Origin of the sequence: Klebsiella sp. 2-CIP_Kleb., from assembly GCF_050378715.1 — a bacterium.
Taxonomy (GTDB): Bacteria; Pseudomonadota; Gammaproteobacteria; order Enterobacterales; family Enterobacteriaceae; genus Klebsiella; species Klebsiella quasipneumoniae.
This window is the reverse complement of record NZ_JBNRLG010000005.1, coordinates 82,159-102,324: the sequence shown is the minus strand read 5'-3', so window position 1 is coordinate 102,324 and position 20,166 is coordinate 82,159. Positions and strand designations below refer to the sequence as shown.

Sequence of the window (20,166 nt, the reverse complement as noted above, 5' to 3'; positions counted from 1 at the left end):
CCGGTAAACAAAGCGCCACCGGGCTATACCACGCTTACTCCTGGTCGCCCAGCAGTACCGATTCCAGCGCGATTTTAATCATGTCGTTGAACGTGGTCTGACGCTCCGCGGCAGTGGTCTGCTCGTGGGTACGAATATGGTCAGACACGGTGCAGATGGTCAGCGCTTTCGCCCCGAACTCCGCCGCCACGCCGTAGATACCCGCCGCTTCCATTTCCACGCCCAGGATGCCGTATTTTTCCATCACGTCGAACATGGAAGGGTCCGGGGTATAGAACAGGTCTGCGGAGAAGATGTTGCCGACGCGCGCGTCAACGCCCAACGCTTTCGCCGCGTCTACCGCGTTACGCACCATGCCGAAATCGGCAATCGCCGCGAAGTCATGGTCTTTAAAACGCAGACGGTTCACTTTGGAGTCGGTGCAAGCGCCCATGCCGATCACCACGTCGCGCAGTTTGACGTCTTCGCGCACTGCGCCGCAGGAGCCAACGCGGATGATTTTCTTAACGCCGAAATCGGTGATCAGCTCTTTGGTGTAGATAGAGCAGGACGGGATACCCATCCCGTGGCCCATTACGGAGATTTTGCGGCCTTTATAGGTGCCGGTGAAGCCCAGCATGCCGCGCACGTTATTCACTTCACGCACGTCTTCGAGGAAGGTTTCGGCAATGTGCTTGGCGCGCAGCGGGTCGCCCGGCATCAAAACTACGTCAGCGAAATCGCCCATTTCTGCGTTAATGTGAGGAGTTGCCATCTTCAGTTCCTTTTATATTGTTGTTTTTGCCGGGTGGCGGCTACGCCTTACCCGGCCTACAAAATAGTAGGCCCGGATCGCTGTGCGCCACCGGGCAATGACCTCAGAACATGGCTTTGCCATATTCCATGTCAGACGTACCAAAGTATTTCGCGATAGTCTGGCCGATATCCGCGAAGGTTTCACGGTGACCGAGCGAACCTGGTTTCACTTTCGGGCCGTACACCAGCACCGGAATATGCTCGCGGGTGTGGTCGGTACCGGTCCAGGTCGGGTCGCAGCCGTGGTCGGCGGTGAGGATCAGAATGTCGTCTTCCCCTACCAGCTCCATCAGCTCCGGCAGACGACGGTCGAACAGTTCCAGACCCGCCGCGTAGCCGGCGACATCGCGACGGTGGCCCCAGGAGGAGTCAAAGTCGACGAAGTTGGTGAAGACGATAGTCTCGTCGCCAGCTTCCTTCATCTCTTTAATGGTTGCGTCGAACAGCGCGTCCAGCCCGGTGGCTTTCACTTTTTTGGTGATGCCGCAGTTGGCGTAGATATCCGCTATCTTACCGACAGACACCACGTGGCCGTTCTTCTCGTCAACCAGCTTCTGCAGCACGGTCGGCGCCGGCGGTTCGACCGCCAGATCGTGACGGTTGCCAGTACGCTGGAAGTTGCCGGCTTTATCGCCGATAAACGGACGGGCGATGACGCGGCCAATGTTGTAGCCGCCTTCGGTCAGCTCTTCACGGGCGATTTCGCACAGCTCATACAGTTTGTCGAGGCCAAAGGTCTCTTCATGACAGGCGATCTGGAATACGGAGTCAGCGGAGGTATAGAAAATCGGTTTACCGGTTTTCATATGCTCTTCGCCGAGCTGATCGAGGATCACCGTCCCGGAAGAGTGGCAATTGCCGAGGTAGCCCGGCAGGTTGGCGCGTTTCACCAGCTTATCCAGCAGCTCCTGCGGGAAGCTGTTTTCGTGATCGCTGAAGTAGCCCCAGTCAAACAGTACCGGCACGCCAGCGATTTCCCAGTGGCCGGACGGCGTATCTTTACCAGACGAGAGTTCATGCGCCCAGGCATAGGCGCCAATCACTTCGGCATTGCCATCCATTCCGGCGGCAATTTTACCGGTGGAGCCTTCATGCGCTTTCACCAGCCCCAGACGGGTCAGGTTCGGTAAATTCAGCGGGCCTTTGCGGCCGTGGTCAGCTTCGCCTTTGGCGCAGGCTTCCGCAATGTGACCCAGCGTATCGGCGCCGACGTCGCCAAAGCGGTCTGCGTCTTCCGTTGCGCCAATCCCAAAGGAGTCCAGCACCATGATAAATGCACGTTTCATCTTGTTCTCCATACATCTTGCGCTGCAAAAAAGCGATCAGATCAGTATATCGCTATTCAGTGATACGGCGATAGACTGTCGGTGTAATTTCCGGAGCTTTATCGTCCAGTTTAATGGCCGCTTTGACCGCTTTCGCGGCCTCCTGCCAGCTGTTCTCGTCTTTGGCATGGATCACCGCCAGCGGACGCTGTCCGTCCACGCGGTCACCCAGACGCGCCATCTCGGTAAAGCCAACGCTATAGTCAATGGTATCTGATGCCTGACGGCGGCCGCCGCCCATAGAAACCACTGCCATGCCCAGCGCGCGAGTGTCCATTGCGCTGATAAAACCTTCGGTATCAGCATAGACTGCTTTGCTCAGCATCGCCGTCGGCAGATAATGATCATAATTCTCGACAAAGTCGCTCGGTCCTTTCTGCGCCGCGACCATGCGACCAAAGACTTCTGCCGCTTTACCGTTATCCAGTACCGCCTGCAGCTTCGCGCGCGCATCGGTATCGTCCGCCGCCAGATTGCCGGAAATCAGCATCTCCACACACAGCGCCATCGTCACGTCGAACAGGCGCGGGTTGCGGTATTCGCCGGTCAGGAACTGAACCGCTTCGCGAACTTCAACGGCGTTCCCGGCGCTGGAGGCCAGCACCTGGTTCATATCGGTCAGCAGCGCGGTGGTGCGCACGCCGGCGCCGTTGGCGACCCCGACGATCGCTTCCGCCAGCGCGGCGGAAAGCTCATAAGTCGGCATAAACGCGCCGCTGCCGACTTTAACGTCCATCACCAGCGCATCCAGCCCTTCCGCCAGCTTTTTGGCAAGGATCGAGGCGGTGATCAGCGGGATGGAGTCCACCGTCGCGGTAATATCGCGGGTGGCATAGAAACGTTTGTCCGCCGGAGCGAGGGAGCTGGTCTGCCCGATAATCGCCACGCCGACGTCTTTAATAATCTCGCGGAAGCGGTTGTCGTCCGGGAAGATATCGAAGCCCGGGATCGCTTCCAGTTTATCCAGGGTACCGCCGGTATGGCCGAGGCCGCGGCCGGAAATCATCGGCACATAGCCGCCGCAGGCGGCCACCATCGGCCCCAGCATCAGCGAAGTGACATCCCCGACGCCGCCGGTGGAGTGTTTATCGACGATGGGGCCGTTAAGGTTTAGGCTTTTCCAGTCCAGAACGGTACCGGAATCCCGCATCGCCATGGTCAGCGAAACGCGCTCCGGCATAGACATATCATGGAAGAAGATGGTCATCGCCAGCGCGGCGATCTGCCCTTCTGAGATAGTATTGTCGCGGATGCCGTTGATGAAAAAGCGGATCTCTTCATCGCTTAATGCCTGACCATCACGTTTTTTACGAATAATTTCTTGTGCGAGAAACACGGTAACCCCCATGAGGAATCGGGTGAATGGTGGCGGGTGGCGCTACGCTTACCCGCCCTACGATCCTGTAGGCCGGATAAGTGAAGCCTCATCCGGCAATGTCTGACAATCAGTAGCTGCTGGTGCTCTTGCCGTCGCCGTGACCCAAGGCTTTCAACAGGCTGGCCAGCAGGCTGGAGGCGCCAAAGCGGTAGTGACGAGCATCGGCCCAGTCGGCGCCAAACAGCTCATCGGCGATCGCCAGGAACTGCTGCGCATCTTCCGCGCTGCGCACGCCGCCCGCCGGTTTGAAGCCAACGGTTTTCTCAACGCCCATATCACGAATGACTTCCATCATGATGCGCGCGCTTTCTGGCGTGGCATTCACCGGCACTTTACCGGTCGAGGTTTTGATGAAATCGGCCCCGGCTTTGATAGAGATTTCAGACGCTTTACGGATCAGCGCTTCTTCTTTCAGCTCACCGGTTTCGATGATCACTTTCAGCAGCACGTTGGCCGCCGCGCAGGCCTCTTTACAGGCTTTCACCAGCTCGAAGCCGACCTGTTCGTTACCGGCAATCAGCGCGCGGTACGGGAAAACCACGTCCACTTCATCAGCACCGTAAGCGATCGCCGCGCGGGTTTCCGCCAGAGCAATGTCGATATCGTCATTACCGTGCGGGAAGTTGGTGACCGTGGCGATGCGGATATCCGGCGTTCCCTGCTCGTTCAGCGTTTTACGGGCAATCGGGATGAAGCGCGGATAGATACAGACCGCCGCGGTGTTACCCACCGGGGTTTTCGCCTGATGACACAGGGCAATCACCTTCTCATTGGTGTCGTCGTCGTTCAGGGTGGTCAGGTCCATCAGTTTTAACGCGCGCAGGCTGCTTGCTTTTAAATCAGTCATTTCATACTCCGCCGGCGCAGTGCCGGTTCAATAGTTTGTTCACCTTGCGAGTCTGTTACTATTGTAACATTCACTCGCCGTTACACTTCGACATTCATCACAGTTAATGAAAACTACTTACTAATTTGCATTACTGTAATGTGATTTTAATCACGAAACATCGGTGCGTACCGCGACAATTATCATCACGCCCCTCTTAAGCATAATCAAAACTCTGCAACCAATGGGGATGTGACAATTCTAACACATAATGACAGTGCCACTCGACAACGTGGCGCACATTTTGTCCGCACTGCCGGTGATAAAATGATTATCATTTGAAATGTAAATGGTTTTTCTGAAAACCAGAAATGATGGAATTTTCACAAACTCAATAAAACCAGCGACGCGACGGCCGCTGGTTCAGGTAACAGGTTTAGAGGGCGAGGAAAACCCCGGCGATGGTGGCGCTCATCAGGTTAGACAGCGTCCCCGCCGCCACCGCACGCAGCCCAAGCTGGGCGATATCCTGACGCCGGTTGGGTGCCATCCCCCCGAGGCCGCCAATCAGGATGGCGATCGATGACAGATTGGCGAATCCGCATAGCGCGAAAGAGATAATGGCTTTGGTGTGATCTGAAATGACCTGCAGCCCGGCCGCCGCCACCTCAGCGTCCGCCTTCAGATACTCGCCAAAGTTCATATAGGCCACGAACTCGTTAATGATCAGCTTCTGGCCGATAAACGACCCCGCTACCGTCGCTTCGTGCCACGGCACGCCGATCACCCACGCCAGCGGTGAGAAGACCCAGCCGAGGATCATCTGCAGCGACAGCTCCGGATGGTTAAACCAGCCGCCGACGCCGGACAGAATGCCGTTCAGCAGAGCGATCAGCGCAATAAACGCCAGCAGCATTGCGCCGACGTTGAGCGCCAGCTGCATACCAGACGCGGCGCCGGAGGCGGCGGCGTCCAGCACGTTGGCCGGTTTATCCGCATCCGCGCTCTGGCGGTCATGAGCTGGGTTATCGTCCGGTTTCTCCGTTTCCGGTACGATAATTTTGGCAAACAGCAGTCCACCCGGCGCCGCCATAAACGACGCGGCAATCAGGTACTCCAGCGGAACGCCCATCTGCGCATAGCCCGCCAGCACGGAACCCGCCACCGAGGCCAGGCCGCCGCACATGACCGCAAACAGCTCCGAGCGGGTCATGGTGGCGATATAAGGACGCACCACCAGCGGCGCTTCGGTCTGACCAACGAAGATGTTCGCCGTGGCCGACAGCGACTCGGTACGCGAGGTCTTCAGAACCGCCCGCAGCGCGCCGCCGAGAATGCGAATGACCAGCTGCATAATGCCCAGGTAGTAAAGCACGGCAATCAGCGACGAGAAGAAAACGATCACCGGCAGCACGCGCAGGGCAAAGACGAAGCCGCCGCCGCCAAATACCTCGAACATTTTATCGGAAACCAGCCCGCCGAAGATGAAACTAATCCCTTCATTGCCGTAGGCAATAACGCTGGCGACGCCGTTCGACATCGCTAACAGCGCCGAGCGCCCGGCCGGTACATACAATATTAACGCGCCGATACCCACCTGGATTATCCAGGCGCCGAGCACGGTACGCAGGTTAATGGCTTTTCGATTATTGGAGAGCAGCACAGCAATGGCCAACAGCGCCACCATGCCGATAAGTCCCATGAGGATTTGCATACAGATTCCCTGTGTTTTGATAGTCCAGCACTAACGGAGTGATTATATCGGCCCGAAACTATCCTGCCCGCCTGGCTTCACACATTTTAAGCAAATCAATGATATGGATGGACAATTATGAGAATTCGATCACCATACAGTGGCTGAGGGTAAGGAAAACAAGGCGAGTGTGTTGCGCATTATCCCTTCGGCTATGGCTGCCGGAGGCTCAGGGCGCAGTTCGCACAGGGCCTCAAATACCCGCGCAGCTTGCTCCGGGCGATTGGGCAGTCCCTGAAAGCCATTGAGCGGCATATCCGGGGCATCGGTCTCCAGCAGCAGGGCTGAAAGCGGCAGACGCGCCATCACCTCGCGGGTTTTGCTGGCGCGGGGATAGGTAATGGTGCCGCCAACGCCGATCTTATAGCCAAGCTGCACAAAGCGCTCGGCCTGCTGCAGACTGCCGGCGAAGCCATGTACCACCCCAGTACGCGGCAGGGCATGTTTTTTCAGCAGCATCGCCAGCTTATCGTGGGTGCGTCGGGAGTGGAGGATCACCGGCAGATCGTAACGCTTCGCCAGACGCAGCTGCGCTTCCAGCAGCGCCTGCTGACGATCGAACTGCGGCTCGTCGCGATAGAGATCGAGACCAATCTCCCCCACCGCCACCAGTTTTGGCGGGCGCTGCGCCAGCGACGCCTCCAGTTGCGCCAGCCCCTCATCGGTATGCTGCTCAATGACAATCGGATGCAGGCCCAGCGCGGCATACAGCGCCTCGTGCTGCGCCGCCAGCGCCAGCACGCGGCTAAAACGCTCAGCGGAGATGGCCGGAACGATAATTCGTCCGACGCCGGCCTGCGCCGCACGCGCCAGGCTGGCGACCTCATCTTCCGCGAAGGGGGGAAAATCGAAGTGGCAGTGGGTATCGATAAAACGGTGCGTCACGCCAGATCCTCATGATTAAAGCTTGCGTCATTGGCCTGCGGCGCAGCGATGATGGTCGCCTGCGGCGCTTCATTGGCCACCGGCACCGGCGGCACCACCACCGGCGAGGGCCGGGCAACACGCGGCGCGTGGCGCAACAGCGGCGGCCGGTCAGCCAGCAGTTTACCCACGGTGGCCAGGAAATAACGGCCGCACTGGCGTCCGGTTTTGTAGTCCTCCAGCAGCGCCGGCAGTCGGCTGCCAAGCGCCATGCTGCGCAGCGGCCGCTGGGGATAGATTTCGAAGATCCGCAGCTTACCGGGCGGTTTCTCGATGAACTGCTGGATGGCGCGATAGGTGGTTTCGTGGTGATGCACCAGATTGACCAGCGGCTGCAGGCTGCTCTCCCCCAGCCAGCGCTCCATCCGCTTAAACCACTCCGGGGTATAAAACATCTGCGAGGGGACGGTGCGGATCACCACGATGGTCTGAGCGCCGCGGCGGGCCGCCTCCTGAACCGGGATCGCATCGCTGACGCCGCCGTCAAGGTAGCTGACGCCGTCAAGCAATACGCCGCTGCGATAAAATCCAGGGATGGCGCTGGAGGCGCGGATCAGATCCAGCCAGGTTTGCGGCGTTGGTGAAAAATAGCTGGCGGAGTAATCGTCGCCGCGACAGGCGCACATCCACAGCTCTTTTCCCTGCGCGAACTGCGTTTCAGCATAGTTCATGGCCAGCGGCATCTGCTGCGAGGTGGCCTCGACCAGCCAGTCGAGATCGATAAGGTTGCCGCCGCGCACAAAGCGCATCGGATCGAAAAACTGGCGTGAGGTGGTGTAGCGGGTGATGACTTTGCGGGCATAGCCTTGCTGATTACACATGTAGGCGGAGAGGTTTTGCGCCCCCGCGGAAGTCCCCAGCATCAGGTCAAAGGGGTTAAATCCGGCGCGCATGAATTCGTCCAGAACCCCGGCGGTGAAAATCCCTCGCTGTCCCCCGCCTTCACACACCAGCGCCAGCTTGCCTGGTCGGAAGGGTTTAACCGCCAGCGGGGCGATATTGCCCAGCGTGACGGGAATGCGTTGCCCCACCCTGCTTTCCTGTTCGATTGGTCTTCTCCTGACAAGGTAACGCAATTTGCCCGCCGCTTAAACCGCGAAAGCCAGTCCGCAGGACTGGCTTTATGTAAGACGACGTGTCAGTAAAAATGCTCAGGCTTCAGCATCGCCCGCATCGCGGGCCACCTAAGGACGTCTGCGTCCAGTAAACAGGCTCACCAGGAACAGGATAATCCCGACGACAAAGACGATTTTCGCGGCGCCAGCGGCAGTACCCGCCAGACCACCGAAGCCCAGGGCCGCAGCAATTAATGCAATGACCAGAAAAATAATTCCCCATCGAAACATACTTTTCTCCTTACCATAATGGACGGTGAACAGCGGTTTGCGCACCCTTTCTGTCTAGCTCATCGCTCAGTGGATGCTGCTATTCGTTCGGCAACCTTGGCCAGACAACACTTTTGTTAATAACTCGATTTACTTCACGCTAAGATCGTTGCGGACGCTTTTCACACCGGAGACCGCTTTCGCAATCTCTGCGGCGCGCTCAGCCTGCGCAGCGGAAGCCACCGTACCGGTCAGATGCACGTCGCCGGCGTTAGTTTCTACTTTCACATTGCGCGAAGGGACAATGTCATCCGCCAGCAGCTTGGCTTTCACTTCGCTGGTAATAGCGGTATCCCCGGCATAGCCTTTCAGCGTCGCCGTCTCGCTCGACGATTTGTGCTGCACCGTCAGTTTGTCGTTAACCTGAGAGACGCCTTCGACCGCTTTTGCCACGCTCAGCGCCTGACTTTTCTGTTCAGCACTGGTGACGTCGCCGCTGAGGGTGACCACTTTGTTTTCCGTTTTCACCGAAATATCGCCGGAGTTAATATCCTTATGGTCGATCAACGCCGCCTTTACCCGCGCGGTAATGGTGCTGTCGTCCATAAAATCGCCGACTTTATTAATCGAATTGTCTACCGCCTCTCCCGCATTGCTGGCAGCTGACTTCGCACTGTCTACCGTTGTTTTTTCCGTCTCTGCCGAGGCGTTCAACGCGGCTAAGCCTAAGAAGAGCGCCAGCAACATATTGGCATTCTTTAGTCTGGTCATCGTGATGTCCTCGTTTTTTCACCAGCGCTGGCGTCTTATCGCAGTGAATTACGCCAGCATTTTTAAAAACACGAATTAAATATAGTAGACAGGCGAAGGGGTTGCGGAGGATATGGATAAAAAACAGACGAATTAGCGGCGTTTTAAGAACTTTCCAGAAGGAAGGAAGCGCGGGCAGAAGAAGAAAAAAGCGCGGCCTGCGCCGCGCTTCGTCAGGGATTAGTGCTCGCGCGTTTTGCGGAACACCACGTCAGGATAACGCTCCTGCGTCAGGTTCAGGTTGACCATCGTCGGAGCGATGTAGGTCAGGTTATCGCCGCCATCCAGTGCCAGCTGAACTTCGTTTTTACGCTTGAACTCTTCGAATTTCTTCACGTCAGTGGATTCAACCCAGCGCGCGGTGGCCACGTTGACCGATTCGTAAATCGCTTCAACGTTGTATTCGCTTTTCAGGCGCGCCACGACGACGTCAAACTGCAGCACCCCCACGGCGCCGACGATCAGATCGTTATTGGCGATCGGACGGAAGACCTGCACCGCGCCCTCTTCAGAGAGCTGAACCAGCCCTTTCAGCAGCTGTTTCTGCTTCAGCGGATCCTTCAGGCGAATACGACGGAACAGTTCCGGTGCGAAGTTCGGAATACCGGTGAACTTCATCATCTCGCCCTGGGTGAAGGTATCGCCAATCTGAATGGTGCCGTGGTTATGCAGGCCGATGATATCCCCAGGATAGGCTTCTTCAACGTGTGAACGGTCGCCGGCCATAAAGGTCAGCGCGTCGGAGATCACCACGTCTTTACCGATGCGCACCTGACGCAGCTTCATGCCTTTCTCATATTTACCGGACACCACGCGCATGAACGCCACGCGGTCGCGGTGTTTCGGGTCCATATTGGCCTGAATTTTAAACACGAAGCCAGTGAACTTCTCTTCCGTGGCGTTGACTTCACGGGTGTCGGTGTTACGCGGCATCGGCGCCGGCGCCCACTCCACCAGGCCATCCAGCATATGGTCAACGCCGAAGTTACCTAATGCGGTCCCGAAGAACACTGGGGTGATTTCCCCGGCCAGGAACAGATCTTTATCGAACTCGTTCGACGCGCCCTGCACCAGCTCCAGCTCGTCACGCAGCTGCTGCGCGAGATCTTCCCCCACCGCCGCGTCAAGATCCGGGTTGTTGAGCCCCTTCACGATGCGCACTTCCTGGATGGTATGGCCTTTACCGGTCTGATACAGGTAGGTTTCATCTTTGTAGAGATGATAGACGCCCTTGAACAACTTACCGCAGCCGATAGGCCAGGTAATCGGCGCGCAGCCAATTTTCAGCTCGTTCTCGACTTCATCCAGCAGCTCCATCGGATCGCGGATATCACGGTCGAGTTTGTTCATAAAAGTGAGGATCGGCGTATCGCGCAGACGGGTGACTTCCATCAGCTTACGGGTCCGATCTTCGACGCCTTTTGCCGCGTCAATCACCATCAGGCAGCAGTCCACCGCCGTCAGGGTACGGTAGGTATCTTCGGAGAAGTCTTCGTGCCCCGGGGTATCCAGCAGGTTCACCAGACAGTCATGATACGGGAACTGCATTACCGAGGTGGTGATCGAGATACCACGCTGCTTTTCCATCTCCATCCAGTCGGATTTCGCGTGCTGGCTGGAGCCACGGCCTTTTACGGTACCGGCGGTCTGAATCGCCTGTCCGAACAGCAGCACCTTTTCGGTGATGGTGGTCTTACCGGCATCCGGGTGAGAGATAATGGCAAAAGTGCGGCGTTTGGCCACCTCTTGCAGATAAGGAGACAACGTCATAATTAATCTTCTAAGTAAACGCGGCCATGGGCCACGCATGTGGAATACGAAAAATTGCGGCTATTTTACCCATCAACGGGGGGGAGGCAATCAGTGTTTACACAGGAGCTGCTCCAGTTCGCTTAACGAGGTCACCGTCCAGTCCGGCTCGAGGTCCGCCGGCAGCTCGCGCTGATGCGCATTGAGCCAGCAGGTCGCCAGTCCGGCGTTCACGCCGCCGCGAATATCCGACTCGGCGGTATCGCCGACCATCAGCACCCGCGAGCGCGGTGGGTTACCCGCCTTCGCCAGCGCGTAATCGAAAATGCGCGCGTCCGGTTTAGCGACGCCCACTTCTTCAGAAATAATTAGCAAATCAAAGTGATCGCGTAAACCGGTCCGCTCCAGACGAGTCTGCTGCAGCGAGGTAAAGCCGTTGGTGATGATGCCCATTTTGACCTTGCCCTGCAGCGCGTTGAGCAGAGAGACCGCACCCGGCAGCGGCGCACAGATTTCCGCCATCGCATTCATAAACGCGTCGTTGAGCTCCCCCGGCGGCACATTCAAACGTTGCGCCCAGTTGTCAAAACGCTGGTGCTGCAGCTGCAGCGAGGTGATGGCGCCGTTTTGGTAATCCACCCATAGCGGCTTATTCACGGCCTGATAGTCCTGAAAATCTTCGGCGGTAAAGGTCACGCTGTAGTCGAGAAACATCCGCTGTAAGCCGCTGAAGGAATCAAACGTAAACAGCGTTTCATCGGCATCAAAGAAAATCCAGTCCCATTTCATCGTATCACCTTGTCTTACATACTGATTGGCAGAGCCATAACAATGGCGTCTTCGCGCCCGTCGGCCGTCGGGTAGTAGTTGCGGCGAATCGTCGCTTCATTGAAGCCTAAGCTTTCATACAGCGCGAGGGCGGCAACGTTGGAGGCGCGCACCTCCAGCCATAGCGTGACGACGCCGAGCTTTTCGACTTCATCAATGACATGTTCCAGCAGCGCTCGCCCCAGGCCACGGCGCTGGTAAGCGGGATCGACAGCGATATTGAACAGCGTCGCCTCATCCAGCACCACTTGCGTAATGGCGAAAGCCGCCATTTCGCCATCCACCGACAGCTGATAGTTGCGATAGCGTTCCCCCTGGTTACTGGCCAGGGTCTGTTCGCTCCACGGGAAAGCGTGGGCGCGGGTTTCGATTTGCCAGGCTCGGGTTAAATCAGCCGTGCTGAGGGTAGAAATCGTGTTCATGTGCGCAGATTTGTTGCCAGAGCGCCCTGCGAGCCGGCGCGCTGGTCTGGAGTTCATCAAAAGCGGGGGTGGACACCTGGGCGCCCGCCAGCGGCAGCGACGCCTCTGTGCCCAACCGCCAGCTGTTACAGCGGCTGTCCTGCGGCAGCATCGCCACCCGCTCCGGGGTCAGCTGCAGGACCTGATCTGGCGTTACGGCCAGCGCGCGCAATACGTCGCCAATCAGCGGCTCTGTCAGCGACGGCGGGGTTTCCGCCACCATCACCAAACGAATATGTTCAGGAAGCGAGATAGCGATTTCGCCCTGTAACGCCCCCGGTCGGCGCAGCGACCACTGGGTAATGCCCAGCTGCTGTAGTTGCCAGTCTCGTCGGGATGTCATAGCGAAACACTCCTGTTAAACAAGCGCGCAATATAGCAAATCCGTCGTATCTGCGCCAACAAACTACTATAATCGGCGCCAGTCTTAATGAAGGAGTGTTTCATGTCCGCTTTTACCCCGGCAAGTGAAGTCTTGCTGCGCCACAGTGATGATTTCGAGTCCGCCCGCGTTCTGTTTGCCGGTGACCTGCAGGATGACCTGCCTGCGCGTCTGGATACCGCGGCCAGCCGCGCCCACACCCAGCAGTTCCACCACTGGCAGGTCCTCAGCCGCCAGATGGGTGACACCGTCCGTTTTAGCTTAGTGGCTGAGGCGGCTGACGTCGCCGAGTGCGACACCCTGATCTACTACTGGCCAAAGAACAAACCAGAGGCGCAGTTCCAGCTGATGAACCTGCTCTCTCTGCTGCCGGTGGGAAGCGACATTTTCGTCGTCGGTGAAAACCGCAGCGGCGTCCGCAGCGCGGAGCAGATGCTGACTGAATACGCGCCATTAAACAAAGTGGATAGCGCTCGCCGCTGTGGCCTCTATCATGGCCGTCTGGAAAAGCAGCCCGCCTTCGACGCCGAAGCTTTCTGGGGCGAATACACACTGGATAATCTGACGATTAAAACCCTACCGGGCGTCTTCAGCCGCGACGGTCTGGACGTCGGCAGCCAGCTGCTGCTCTCCACCCTCGAGCCGCATACCAAAGGGAAAGTGCTGGACGTCGGCTGCGGCGCGGGTGTGCTGGCCGCCGCGCTGGCCAGCCATTCGCCGAAAGTGCGCCTCACCCTGTGCGACGTCAGCGCCCCGGCGGTTGAAGCCAGCCGCGCGACGCTTGCCGCCAACGGCCTGGCTGGCGATGTGTTTGCCAGCAACGTCTTCTCCGAGGTCAATGGTCGCTTCGACATGATCATCTCCAACCCGCCATTCCATGACGGCCTGCAGACCAGCCTCGAAGCTGCCCAGGCGCTGATCCGCGGCGCGGTTCGCCATCTCAACAGCGGCGGCGAGCTGCGCATTGTCGCCAACGCCTTCCTGCCGTATCCGCAGGTGCTGGATGAGACGTTCGGCTTCCATGAGGTGATCGCCCAGACCGGACGTTTTAAGGTCTATCGCACCATCATGACCCGTCAGGCGAAAAAATAATCGTCTTTTCACGCCGGCGGCCCGCTCCTGGTGCCGCTGGCGCTTCCCGCGGGCAAATCCGCCCATTTTTGCAGCAATCGATACAACCTGCATAATTAACTATTGACGTGTCGCCGAAAACCACTAGAATGCGCCTCCGTGGTAACGATACTTTCATAGTGTCGATGGTATGCGAAGGTGGCGGAATTGGTAGACGCGCTAGCTTCAGGTGTTAGTGTCCTTACGGACGTGGGGGTTCAAGTCCCCCCCCTCGCACCATAATCCACGAAGATATTGCTCGCACTGGGCGAAGGTGGCGGAATTGGTAGACGCGCTAGCTTCAGGTGTTAGTGTCCTTACGGACGTGGGGGTTCAAGTCCCCCCCCTCGCACCAACGAGGCAATATCCAAAGAAAGAATACTGTGCGAAGGTGGCGGAATTGGTAGACGCGCTAGCTTCAGGTGTTAGTGTCCTTACGGACGTGGGGGTTCAAGTCCCCCCCCTCGCACCAATATTCTTCCCTCTCCCGGCGTTATCCTCTCAGTTTGATATCCACCATCATCAGCATTATCCCACCAATCAATGCAACGCACGATGGCAGCAGGATAAAATGGCGCAGTTGACGATGCCATATCATCACCGCGGACATCAGCATGCCCACGGCGACCAGCGTCCGCCATACGTCAGCCGACACCCCGGCATACCCGAGAGCGACAATCAGCGCGCCGGGAACGACGACTGCCCAACCGCTTCCTAATGCTCGCTGCAGCATGGTTATACCTCTCACAACGATAATGATAACCAATACCATATGATAATTTTTATCATTTGTCATTTGCTAAGTGCTCTGCGCCTTATTCTTTACGTTCGCGGTAATGACATACATTCATGAAGGTGATAAATTAAGCGGATTATCGATATATATTAAATATTTTTCTTATTTTGCAAATAACCTTTTTTTGCACATTGTTATCAGACTCTTCATTTTTGGCTTTCATCATTTTGAAATTTAACGACTAATAATGATTCTTCCGATATGACTGCACAAACCTGGCGAGCACACTACGCACAAAAATATCAATATTCCTTACGGCTTTTTTTACTGCTTAATTTCATTTCTTCCTCTCTGTCGCTGGTCACCCCCCTATTTACGGTAGTTCGTTTCACGCTGCCCTGCGCCCTGATCGTGGCCTGCAGCGGGTTGCTGCTACTCTGGCACTGGAAATGGCCGCAATCGAAAATAAATATTTCCGCTATCTCGTTGTTATTTGGCATGCTATGGGCATGGCACGTAGTGACAAAGGCGATGCTATTGACACCGCCGCATTTTAACTATCTGGTGATCGCCCTATTAAGCATTCTGTTTATCGGCACCATCGCTTTTTCCAATAATATCACTGCCTTTACCCTCCACTCTTTACCGACTTTCCTTGCCTGCCTGATAATGGCGGAGGGAGAACAATGGTTGCGCATGACTTACTGTTTTATGCTGCCTATTGCCGGTATTACCCTGCAAAATATTATCCAGAAGCGCAGCGATGCCTTTACACAAGGATTAATGGATAAACTGATGCAGGAACGCAACACCCTCAACGATCTCAGTATGCTGGATCCCCTGACCGGTTTGTATAATCGCCGCGGACTGCAGAATCGCCTCGATACCCTGCTGGCGCTGGACGGCGATAACCACTTCGTGCTGCTCCTCGATATCGATCATTTCAAAGCCTATAACGATCACTACGGTCATATGATGGGCGATCAGGCGCTCATTCGCGTCTCTGCTGCCATTCGTAACGCCGTACGCTCGCGCGATATTGTCGCCCGCTTTGGTGGAGAGGAGTTTATGGTGCTGCTGACCAATAGCAGCGAAGAAACGGCCTGGCAGGCTGCCGAACGAATTCGACAGCGGGTCTATGACCTGAAAATCCCGCATATGTTTAATGAGAGCGTCGCCACCAACGTGACCATCAGTATTGGTCTGACGCCGCTCATTGATGACAATATTGAGCAAGCGCTGGCGCGAGCCGATGGCGCACTCTATGAAGCTAAAAATAAAGGCCGCAACATTATTTTGGCCAGTTAACCCGCGCGCGCTGCGGCATCGTGGCGCCGACAAAATTCTTGCCATGCCGCCTGCAAACAACTAATATCAGGAATCATTATCATTTAGATTTGTATCTGGAAATCGAATGGCCTGGCGTTCCCTTCCTCTCAGCGATGAACTTATCTGGCGGGCCCCTTTGCCGACGGCTGAGCGCGCCCTGGCGGAGAGTATTCGGGAAAAAATCGCCACCCTGCGCCCCCATCTGCTCGATTTCCTGCGCCTGGATGAATCCGCTCCCGGTCACGCGTTGACGCTCGCCGAGTGGTCGCAACCCACCGCCTTACGCTCCCTGTTGGCCACTTATTCCGATCATATCTATCGTCATCAGCCAACGCTGACACGGGAACAGAAACCTCTGCTCTCGCTCTGGGCGCAATGGTATATCGGTCTGCTGGTGCCGCCGCTGATGCTGGCGTTGCTCAATGAACCACAGGGTCTAAGCCTGGCGCCGGAACATTTCCACGTCGAATTTCACGAAAGCGGGCGGGCGGCCTGTTTCTGGATTGATGTCCATAGTGATGCCGGCATCGAGAGACTGTCACCGCTGTCGCGGATGGATGCCCTGGTGATGCGCACCCTGCAGCCGGTTATTGAGGCGCTGGAAGCGACGGGCGAAATCAATGGCAAGCTTATCTGGAGCAATACAGGCTATCTGATTAACTGGTATCTTGGGGAAATGCGCGCGCTGCTGGGGGATGAGCAGCTTGCCGCCCTGCGCCAGCACTGTTTCTTTGAAAAACAACTCGCCGATGGTCAGGATAACCCACTATGGCGAACGGTCGTGCTGCGTGAAGGGCAGTTAGTCCGACGCACCTGCTGTCAGCGCTATCGCCTGCCGGACGTCCAACAGTGCGGCGACTGCACGTTAAAATAACGCCCTGTTCCCAATAAGCTACGGGCAGCCTGTGGCCGCCCGGTCACTATTTATGCGGTCTGCTGACTCTCCTGTTCCGCCCGTTCGGCCTCTTCCGCTTCCTGAGCAAGCAGCTGTTTCTCATACACCTTAAAGAACGGGAAGTAGATAATCGCCGACACGCAGGCCAGAACGATGACCAGAATTGCCGCCCGGAAATCCCAGCCCAGCGCCCAGGCACCGCCAATCGGCGCCGGCGCCGTCCACGGCACCACGGAGATGACGCGGCCGATCAGATCCAGCTTCATTGCCGCCCAGGCCAGCACCGCATTCACCATCGGCGCCAGCAGGAACGGAATAAAGAACACCGGATTCATGACAATAGGCGTCCCAAAGATGACCGGCTCGTTAATGTTAAACAGGCTTGGCACCACGCTCAAACGACCAATGGAGCGCAAATGCGCTGAACGACTGCGCAGATAGCAGAACACCAGCCCCATGGTGGCACCAGAACCTCCGACCACGATAAAGAAGGTCCAGAACGCCTCCATAAAGATATGCGGCAGAGGTGCGCCCTGGGCCAGCGCCTGCTGGTTCATACCGAGGTTGGTCAGCCAGAACATCTGCAGCATCCCGGAAACGATCGCCGCACCGTGGATCCCGGCAAACCACAGCAGGTGGCCGATGAGGACCGCCAGCAGGATCGCCGGCAGGGAATCGGCCGCCGAAACCAGCGGTTTGAAAATCGCCATAATGGCCTGCGGGATCAGCATGTCAAAATGGTGTTGAATAAACAGGCTCAGCGGATAGAGCGTCAGCACAACCACCAGCACCGGGATCAACAGATCAAAGGAATTTTTGATCATCGGAGGGACCTGATCCGGTAGACGGATACCGATGTTATGTGCCTTGAGAAAACGCATCATCTCCACACAGTAGATCGCCACCAGAATGGCGGTAAAGATCCCTGTTCCGCCGAGGCTATCCACCGGCAGCGTGCCATTCGTCTTCGGCGCGGCAATCAGTAAAAAGGCCATGATCGACAGCATCGCGCACATAAAGGGATCGAGCTGATTGGATTTCTCGTAGTGCTTACCGAGGTTGTAAGAGATTGCCGCGCAGATGTAGATCGACATGATCCCCATTGTCATATCAAAGGGGGTCAGAATGCGCCCCTCGAACTCTTTTGCCAGATCCAGCCAGGCGCGGGCGAAACCCCAGGTGGTATCCGGGGAAAAAGGAGGATAAGCAAACACCAGCAGAAACGATCCGACGATCATAAACGGCATCGCGGAGATAAAACCGTCACGGATAGCCATGACGTGACGCTGCGATGAGATCCGCCCTGCTATGGGGCTTATGTAATTTTCTACAAAGCGAAATATCAAATTAAACGCAGCATGGTTAGCAGACATAGTAGCCCTCCTGACAGGCTATTGATACTGGCCCAACAACGATTACCCTGCCGTTACGATGACCGCTTTTTGATGCAGCAGGCCGCGTGTGGATGACCGGCTATACTGCTCATAACACAACGATTCATACACGGCTCTTTTGTTATAAATAAAAGGAGAAGTGACTGTTCCAGTATTCATCTCAATGCAGATAACCGCAACCGGTTACAGTAACCGGTTACGGTGAATGTGAAGGAGATCGACAAAATAGAAAGAATCTGGATTGTCCGCGCCGATATTTACACTCCGCCAGGCTTGTGACAGATTTAACCAGGCTTAAATCAGGAGAATCCAATGAGTCTGCAGTCTGTACGGCAGTTCTTTGCCGAACACGCCCCCGATATCGAAATTATTGAGTTAAACCAGAGTACCGCCACCGTGGCGCTCGCCGCTGCCGCGCACAACGTTGAGCCGGGACAAATAGCCAAAACGCTGTCGCTCAAGATCAAAGATAAAATTGTACTGATCGTCGCCAGGGGCGATGCGCGGCTGGATAATAAAAAGCTGAAAGAAACCTTTGGCGCAAAAGCGCGTATGTTGAGCAGCGATGAGGTGGTGACCTGGACCGGCCATCCGGTCGGCGGCGTGTGCCCGTTTGGTCTGGAAAATCCGCTGGACGTCTTCTGTGACGTCTCGCTCAGGCACTATCAGGAGGTACTACCCGCAGCGGGGGCTATTCACAGCGCCGTTCGCATCGAACCAGAACGAATGGCGCAGCTCACCGACGCAACATGGGTAGACGTATGCATATAGCCGCGTTATGCCACCTGTTTAACGGCGCTGGTCGGGCCGTTTATCGGTAAATGCAGCAAGATATCCGCCGCGTTTAATAAACCAATGTCAGAGCGAACCCCGAGCTTGGTCATGGCGTTGAACTTATGCGCGCGGATGGTTTTAATGTTCCGGTTCAGCTGCACCGCAATTTCCGAAAGCGAATATCCCCACGACATATACCGAAGAATAGCGTGCTCCGTCGGACTTAGCGGATCGTTGCATGCCTCTCTGCCGCAAAAATGCTCTTTGCCGGCGAGGGAATGATTATCCAGCAGCTGTAATAAATGCTCCTGCAACCCGCGTCGCGGCGCAGATTTATTTAATATACCGTGCAGGCAGGACGGCATTAAATGGCCGATCAGGCGCATTTCGCTTTCATTATTAGCCAGAATAATCGTTTGGACTTCCGGTCGGATCCTCGCCATCTCGTGAAGAAAAAGCAGGCTCTCGGCTCTGGACGAACGACTCCCTGAAAGTGAAAAGATCATTGCTGACCATGGGAACGACGCTTCCACCGCCCTGAGCAAATTGATATTGTTAAAAAAATGAATGCGGTATTGGCTGTTATCTTCACGGCTAAAGATATAGCGCCAGGCCATTTCCGTCATCACACATTTTTCTACGATGGCGACATGACGGGTGGTGCTATTTTTTTCCATTCCATTTGCTCCCCGTAAGCTGAATTGATATTCAGCTCTTGCATTCCCTGCGCGCTGTTGATCCAGGCATACATTTCAGCGTTGCTGCGTAGCGATAAACGACGCATTGCGCTATTTTTCTGCGCGCTGATCGTCTTATTGCTCTTTTTCAACAGCGCGGCGATCTGGTTAATTCCCCATCCCTTCGCCAGAAGGCGCAGAACTTTTCGCTCTGATAGGGTCAGCATCGCCGCAGAGTGGTAGCTTGCGAAATCGCTGTCCTCATTCCCGGTAAACAGCGTACGGCTAATCTGCTCAGCCGCACGGCTACCGGCACAAATCACCTCAATCAGCCGGTTTACCGGCTCGCTCTCGGAGATGAGCGAGCTTTCGGGACGAATTAATAGCTCAACGGCTAATGGATAGAGGCTGTCGCTGACCATAAAAACCCAGTGAATATCACGATACTGGGTCATGAGGGCGTAATAACGCTCGCAGACGGCCCGGGGTTGCGCAATCTCGCCGGAGATATCCGCAACGACCAGCACCGCCCGCCGCAGTTGTAAAAGGGTGAGCTCATCATGAGAGCGACAAAAACTGAGTTCGTAATCCGGGAGGTTCTCATTGAAGATCACCTTTAACCCTGACTGCATGACGGGGATTTTACTAATAACGACGCCAAACTTACCTTGTCCTGGTAACATAACACCTCCGCT

Annotated in this window: 22 protein-coding genes and 3 tRNA genes; 8 read left to right on the top strand and 17 right to left on the bottom strand. The window is 56.2% G+C overall.

Features of this window, described 5'->3' with window-relative positions:
* Nucleotides 1-34 precede the first annotated feature (34 nt).
* The 13 genes from deoD to ACQUTP_RS17340 form a co-directional block, all read right to left on the bottom strand.
* Nucleotides 35-754: a purine-nucleoside phosphorylase gene (gene deoD / locus ACQUTP_RS17400; protein ID WP_004886539.1), complete on the bottom strand. Its 720-nt coding sequence runs from the start codon at nt 752-754 to the stop codon at nt 35-37.
* A gap of 103 nt (nt 755-857) precedes the next feature.
* Nucleotides 858-2,081 (bottom strand): phosphopentomutase, encoded by a 1,224-nt coding sequence (gene deoB / locus ACQUTP_RS17395; protein WP_004886536.1) that lies wholly within the window; start codon nt 2,079-2,081, stop codon nt 858-860.
* 52 nt (nt 2,082-2,133) lie between these two features.
* The gene (deoA, locus tag ACQUTP_RS17390; protein WP_043522291.1) at nt 2,134-3,456 is read right to left on the bottom strand and encodes a thymidine phosphorylase; all 1,323 of its coding nucleotides are present in this window, start codon (nt 3,454-3,456) and stop codon (nt 2,134-2,136) included.
* Between the two features lie 109 nt (nt 3,457-3,565).
* Complete coding sequence (deoC, locus tag ACQUTP_RS17385; protein ID WP_017901231.1) at nt 3,566-4,345, bottom strand: deoxyribose-phosphate aldolase; 780 nt, start codon at nt 4,343-4,345, stop codon at nt 3,566-3,568.
* 415 nt (nt 4,346-4,760) lie between these two features.
* Nucleotides 4,761-6,038, bottom strand: coding sequence for a NupC/NupG family nucleoside CNT transporter (locus ACQUTP_RS17380; RefSeq protein WP_017901232.1), 1,278 nt, complete (start codon nt 6,036-6,038; stop codon nt 4,761-4,763).
* 129 nt (nt 6,039-6,167) lie between these two features.
* Nucleotides 6,168-6,962 carry a metal-dependent hydrolase gene (locus tag ACQUTP_RS17375; protein WP_017901233.1) on the bottom strand — a complete coding sequence of 265 codons (795 nt, stop codon included), beginning with the start codon at nt 6,960-6,962 and terminating at the stop codon, nt 6,168-6,170.
* Complete coding sequence (locus ACQUTP_RS17370; RefSeq protein WP_004886521.1) at nt 6,959-8,032, bottom strand: patatin-like phospholipase family protein; 1,074 nt, start codon at nt 8,030-8,032, stop codon at nt 6,959-6,961. Before ACQUTP_RS17370 ends, ACQUTP_RS17375 begins: the two co-directional genes overlap by 4 nt.
* A 153-nt stretch (nt 8,033-8,185) precedes the next feature.
* Nucleotides 8,186-8,347, bottom strand: a complete 162-nt coding sequence (locus ACQUTP_RS17365; RefSeq protein WP_002887716.1) for a DUF1328 domain-containing protein — start codon at nt 8,345-8,347, stop codon at nt 8,186-8,188.
* Between the two features lie 129 nt (nt 8,348-8,476).
* Nucleotides 8,477-9,097 (bottom strand): molecular chaperone OsmY, encoded by a 621-nt coding sequence (gene osmY, locus ACQUTP_RS17360; RefSeq protein WP_032426007.1) that lies wholly within the window; start codon nt 9,095-9,097, stop codon nt 8,477-8,479.
* A 219-nt stretch (nt 9,098-9,316) separates the two neighbouring features.
* A complete protein-coding gene (gene prfC, locus ACQUTP_RS17355) occupies nt 9,317-10,906 on the bottom strand; it encodes a peptide chain release factor 3 (protein ID WP_004886513.1) in 1,590 nt (529 codons plus the stop codon).
* A gap of 90 nt (nt 10,907-10,996) precedes the next feature.
* Nucleotides 10,997-11,674, bottom strand: coding sequence for a pyrimidine 5'-nucleotidase (gene yjjG, locus ACQUTP_RS17350; RefSeq protein WP_004886511.1), 678 nt, complete (start codon nt 11,672-11,674; stop codon nt 10,997-10,999).
* Between the two features lie 14 nt (nt 11,675-11,688).
* On the bottom strand, nt 11,689-12,135 hold the full coding sequence (gene rimI, locus ACQUTP_RS17345) for a ribosomal protein S18-alanine N-acetyltransferase (RefSeq protein WP_004886508.1): 447 nt from the start codon (nt 12,133-12,135) through the stop codon (nt 11,689-11,691).
* Nucleotides 12,104-12,517, bottom strand: coding sequence for a DNA polymerase III subunit psi (locus ACQUTP_RS17340; protein WP_004886506.1), 414 nt, complete (start codon nt 12,515-12,517; stop codon nt 12,104-12,106). The genes rimI and ACQUTP_RS17340 overlap by 32 nt, the downstream gene beginning before the upstream one ends.
* A gap of 102 nt (nt 12,518-12,619) precedes the next feature.
* Between ACQUTP_RS17340 and rsmC the strand changes: the two genes are divergently transcribed.
* The 4 genes from rsmC to ACQUTP_RS17320 all read left to right on the top strand — a co-directional run bounded on the left by rsmC (nt 12,620) and on the right by ACQUTP_RS17320 (nt 14,138).
* The gene (gene rsmC / locus ACQUTP_RS17335) at nt 12,620-13,648 is read left to right on the top strand and encodes a 16S rRNA (guanine(1207)-N(2))-methyltransferase RsmC (RefSeq protein WP_065878081.1); all 1,029 of its coding nucleotides are present in this window, start codon (nt 12,620-12,622) and stop codon (nt 13,646-13,648) included.
* 171 nt (nt 13,649-13,819) lie between these two features.
* Nucleotides 13,820-13,906 (top strand) — tRNA-Leu (locus ACQUTP_RS17330).
* Nucleotides 13,907-13,934: 28 nt separating this feature from the next.
* A tRNA-Leu gene (locus tag ACQUTP_RS17325) sits at nt 13,935-14,021 on the top strand.
* A gap of 30 nt (nt 14,022-14,051) precedes the next feature.
* Nucleotides 14,052-14,138, top strand: a tRNA-Leu gene (locus ACQUTP_RS17320).
* 21 nt (nt 14,139-14,159) lie between these two features.
* On the opposite strand, the gene ACQUTP_RS17315 is transcribed toward ACQUTP_RS17320, so the two are convergent.
* Entirely contained in the window at nt 14,160-14,399 is a 240-nt protein-coding gene (locus ACQUTP_RS17315; protein ID WP_025999141.1) for a DUF1435 domain-containing protein, read from the bottom strand.
* A gap of 70 nt (nt 14,400-14,469) precedes the next feature.
* On the opposite strand from ACQUTP_RS17315, the gene ACQUTP_RS17310 reads away from it, so the two are divergent.
* The 3 genes from ACQUTP_RS17310 to fhuF all read left to right on the top strand — a co-directional run bounded on the left by ACQUTP_RS17310 (nt 14,470) and on the right by fhuF (nt 16,605).
* The gene (locus ACQUTP_RS17310; RefSeq protein ID WP_072096669.1) at nt 14,470-14,640 is read left to right on the top strand and encodes a hypothetical protein; all 171 of its coding nucleotides are present in this window, start codon (nt 14,470-14,472) and stop codon (nt 14,638-14,640) included.
* Nucleotides 14,641-14,663: 23 nt separating this feature from the next.
* On the top strand, nt 14,664-15,710 hold the full coding sequence (locus ACQUTP_RS17305) for a GGDEF domain-containing protein (RefSeq protein WP_004886496.1): 1,047 nt from the start codon (nt 14,664-14,666) through the stop codon (nt 15,708-15,710).
* A 106-nt stretch (nt 15,711-15,816) separates the two neighbouring features.
* Nucleotides 15,817-16,605, top strand: a complete 789-nt coding sequence (gene fhuF, locus ACQUTP_RS17300; protein ID WP_285755764.1) for a siderophore-iron reductase FhuF — start codon at nt 15,817-15,819, stop codon at nt 16,603-16,605.
* A 50-nt stretch (nt 16,606-16,655) separates the two neighbouring features.
* Here the strand turns inward: fhuF and ACQUTP_RS17295 are convergent, their stop codons facing one another.
* Entirely contained in the window at nt 16,656-17,999 is a 1,344-nt protein-coding gene (locus tag ACQUTP_RS17295) for a PTS cellobiose transporter subunit IIC (RefSeq protein WP_002887650.1), read from the bottom strand.
* Nucleotides 18,000-18,332: 333 nt separating this feature from the next.
* Between ACQUTP_RS17295 and ACQUTP_RS17290 the strand changes: the two genes are divergently transcribed.
* The gene (locus ACQUTP_RS17290) at nt 18,333-18,791 is read left to right on the top strand and encodes a YbaK/EbsC family protein (RefSeq protein ID WP_004886490.1); all 459 of its coding nucleotides are present in this window, start codon (nt 18,333-18,335) and stop codon (nt 18,789-18,791) included.
* Nucleotides 18,792-18,796: 5 nt separating this feature from the next.
* Here ACQUTP_RS17290 and bglJ read toward each other — a convergent pair whose 3' ends face one another.
* Nucleotides 18,797-19,471 (bottom strand): DNA-binding transcriptional activator BglJ, encoded by a 675-nt coding sequence (gene bglJ, locus ACQUTP_RS17285; RefSeq protein WP_285755765.1) that lies wholly within the window; start codon nt 19,469-19,471, stop codon nt 18,797-18,799.
* On the bottom strand, nt 19,432-20,154 hold the full coding sequence (locus ACQUTP_RS17280; RefSeq protein ID WP_285755766.1) for a helix-turn-helix transcriptional regulator: 723 nt from the start codon (nt 20,152-20,154) through the stop codon (nt 19,432-19,434). The genes bglJ and ACQUTP_RS17280 overlap by 40 nt, the downstream gene beginning before the upstream one ends.
* Nucleotides 20,155-20,166 lie beyond the last annotated feature (12 nt).

Bases quoted from the DNA above. Each gene is read 5' to 3' on its own strand.
- ACQUTP_RS17290 (WP_004886490.1), top strand. From the start codon at position 18,333: ATGAGTCTGCAGTCTGTACGGCAGTTCTTTGCCGAACACGCCCCCGAT.
- ACQUTP_RS17380 (WP_017901232.1), bottom strand. From the start codon at position 6,038: ATGCAAATCCTCATGGGACTTATCGGCATGGTGGCGCTGTTGGCCATT.
- prfC (WP_004886513.1), bottom strand. From the start codon at position 10,906: ATGACGTTGTCTCCTTATCTGCAAGAGGTGGCCAAACGCCGCACTTTT.
- ACQUTP_RS17365 (WP_002887716.1), bottom strand. From the start codon at position 8,347: ATGTTTCGATGGGGAATTATTTTTCTGGTCATTGCATTAATTGCTGCG.
- osmY (WP_032426007.1), bottom strand. From the start codon at position 9,097: ATGACCAGACTAAAGAATGCCAATATGTTGCTGGCGCTCTTCTTAGGC.
- ACQUTP_RS17295 (WP_002887650.1), bottom strand. From the start codon at position 17,999: ATGTCTGCTAACCATGCTGCGTTTAATTTGATATTTCGCTTTGTAGAA.
- deoB (WP_004886536.1), bottom strand. From the start codon at position 2,081: ATGAAACGTGCATTTATCATGGTGCTGGACTCCTTTGGGATTGGCGCA.
- ACQUTP_RS17305 (WP_004886496.1), top strand. From the start codon at position 14,664: ATGACTGCACAAACCTGGCGAGCACACTACGCACAAAAATATCAATAT.
- yjjG (WP_004886511.1), bottom strand. From the start codon at position 11,674: ATGAAATGGGACTGGATTTTCTTTGATGCCGATGAAACGCTGTTTACG.
- deoD (WP_004886539.1), bottom strand. From the start codon at position 754: ATGGCAACTCCTCACATTAACGCAGAAATGGGCGATTTCGCTGACGTA.
- ACQUTP_RS17340 (WP_004886506.1), bottom strand. From the start codon at position 12,517: ATGACATCCCGACGAGACTGGCAACTACAGCAGCTGGGCATTACCCAG.
- ACQUTP_RS17315 (WP_025999141.1), bottom strand. From the start codon at position 14,399: ATGCTGCAGCGAGCATTAGGAAGCGGTTGGGCAGTCGTCGTTCCCGGC.
- bglJ (WP_285755765.1), bottom strand. From the start codon at position 19,471: ATGGAAAAAAATAGCACCACCCGTCATGTCGCCATCGTAGAAAAATGT.
- fhuF (WP_285755764.1), top strand. From the start codon at position 15,817: ATGGCCTGGCGTTCCCTTCCTCTCAGCGATGAACTTATCTGGCGGGCC.
- deoC (WP_017901231.1), bottom strand. From the start codon at position 4,345: ATGACTGATTTAAAAGCAAGCAGCCTGCGCGCGTTAAAACTGATGGAC.
- rsmC (WP_065878081.1), top strand. From the start codon at position 12,620: ATGTCCGCTTTTACCCCGGCAAGTGAAGTCTTGCTGCGCCACAGTGAT.
- ACQUTP_RS17280 (WP_285755766.1), bottom strand. From the start codon at position 20,154: ATGTTACCAGGACAAGGTAAGTTTGGCGTCGTTATTAGTAAAATCCCC.
- rimI (WP_004886508.1), bottom strand. From the start codon at position 12,135: ATGAACACGATTTCTACCCTCAGCACGGCTGATTTAACCCGAGCCTGG.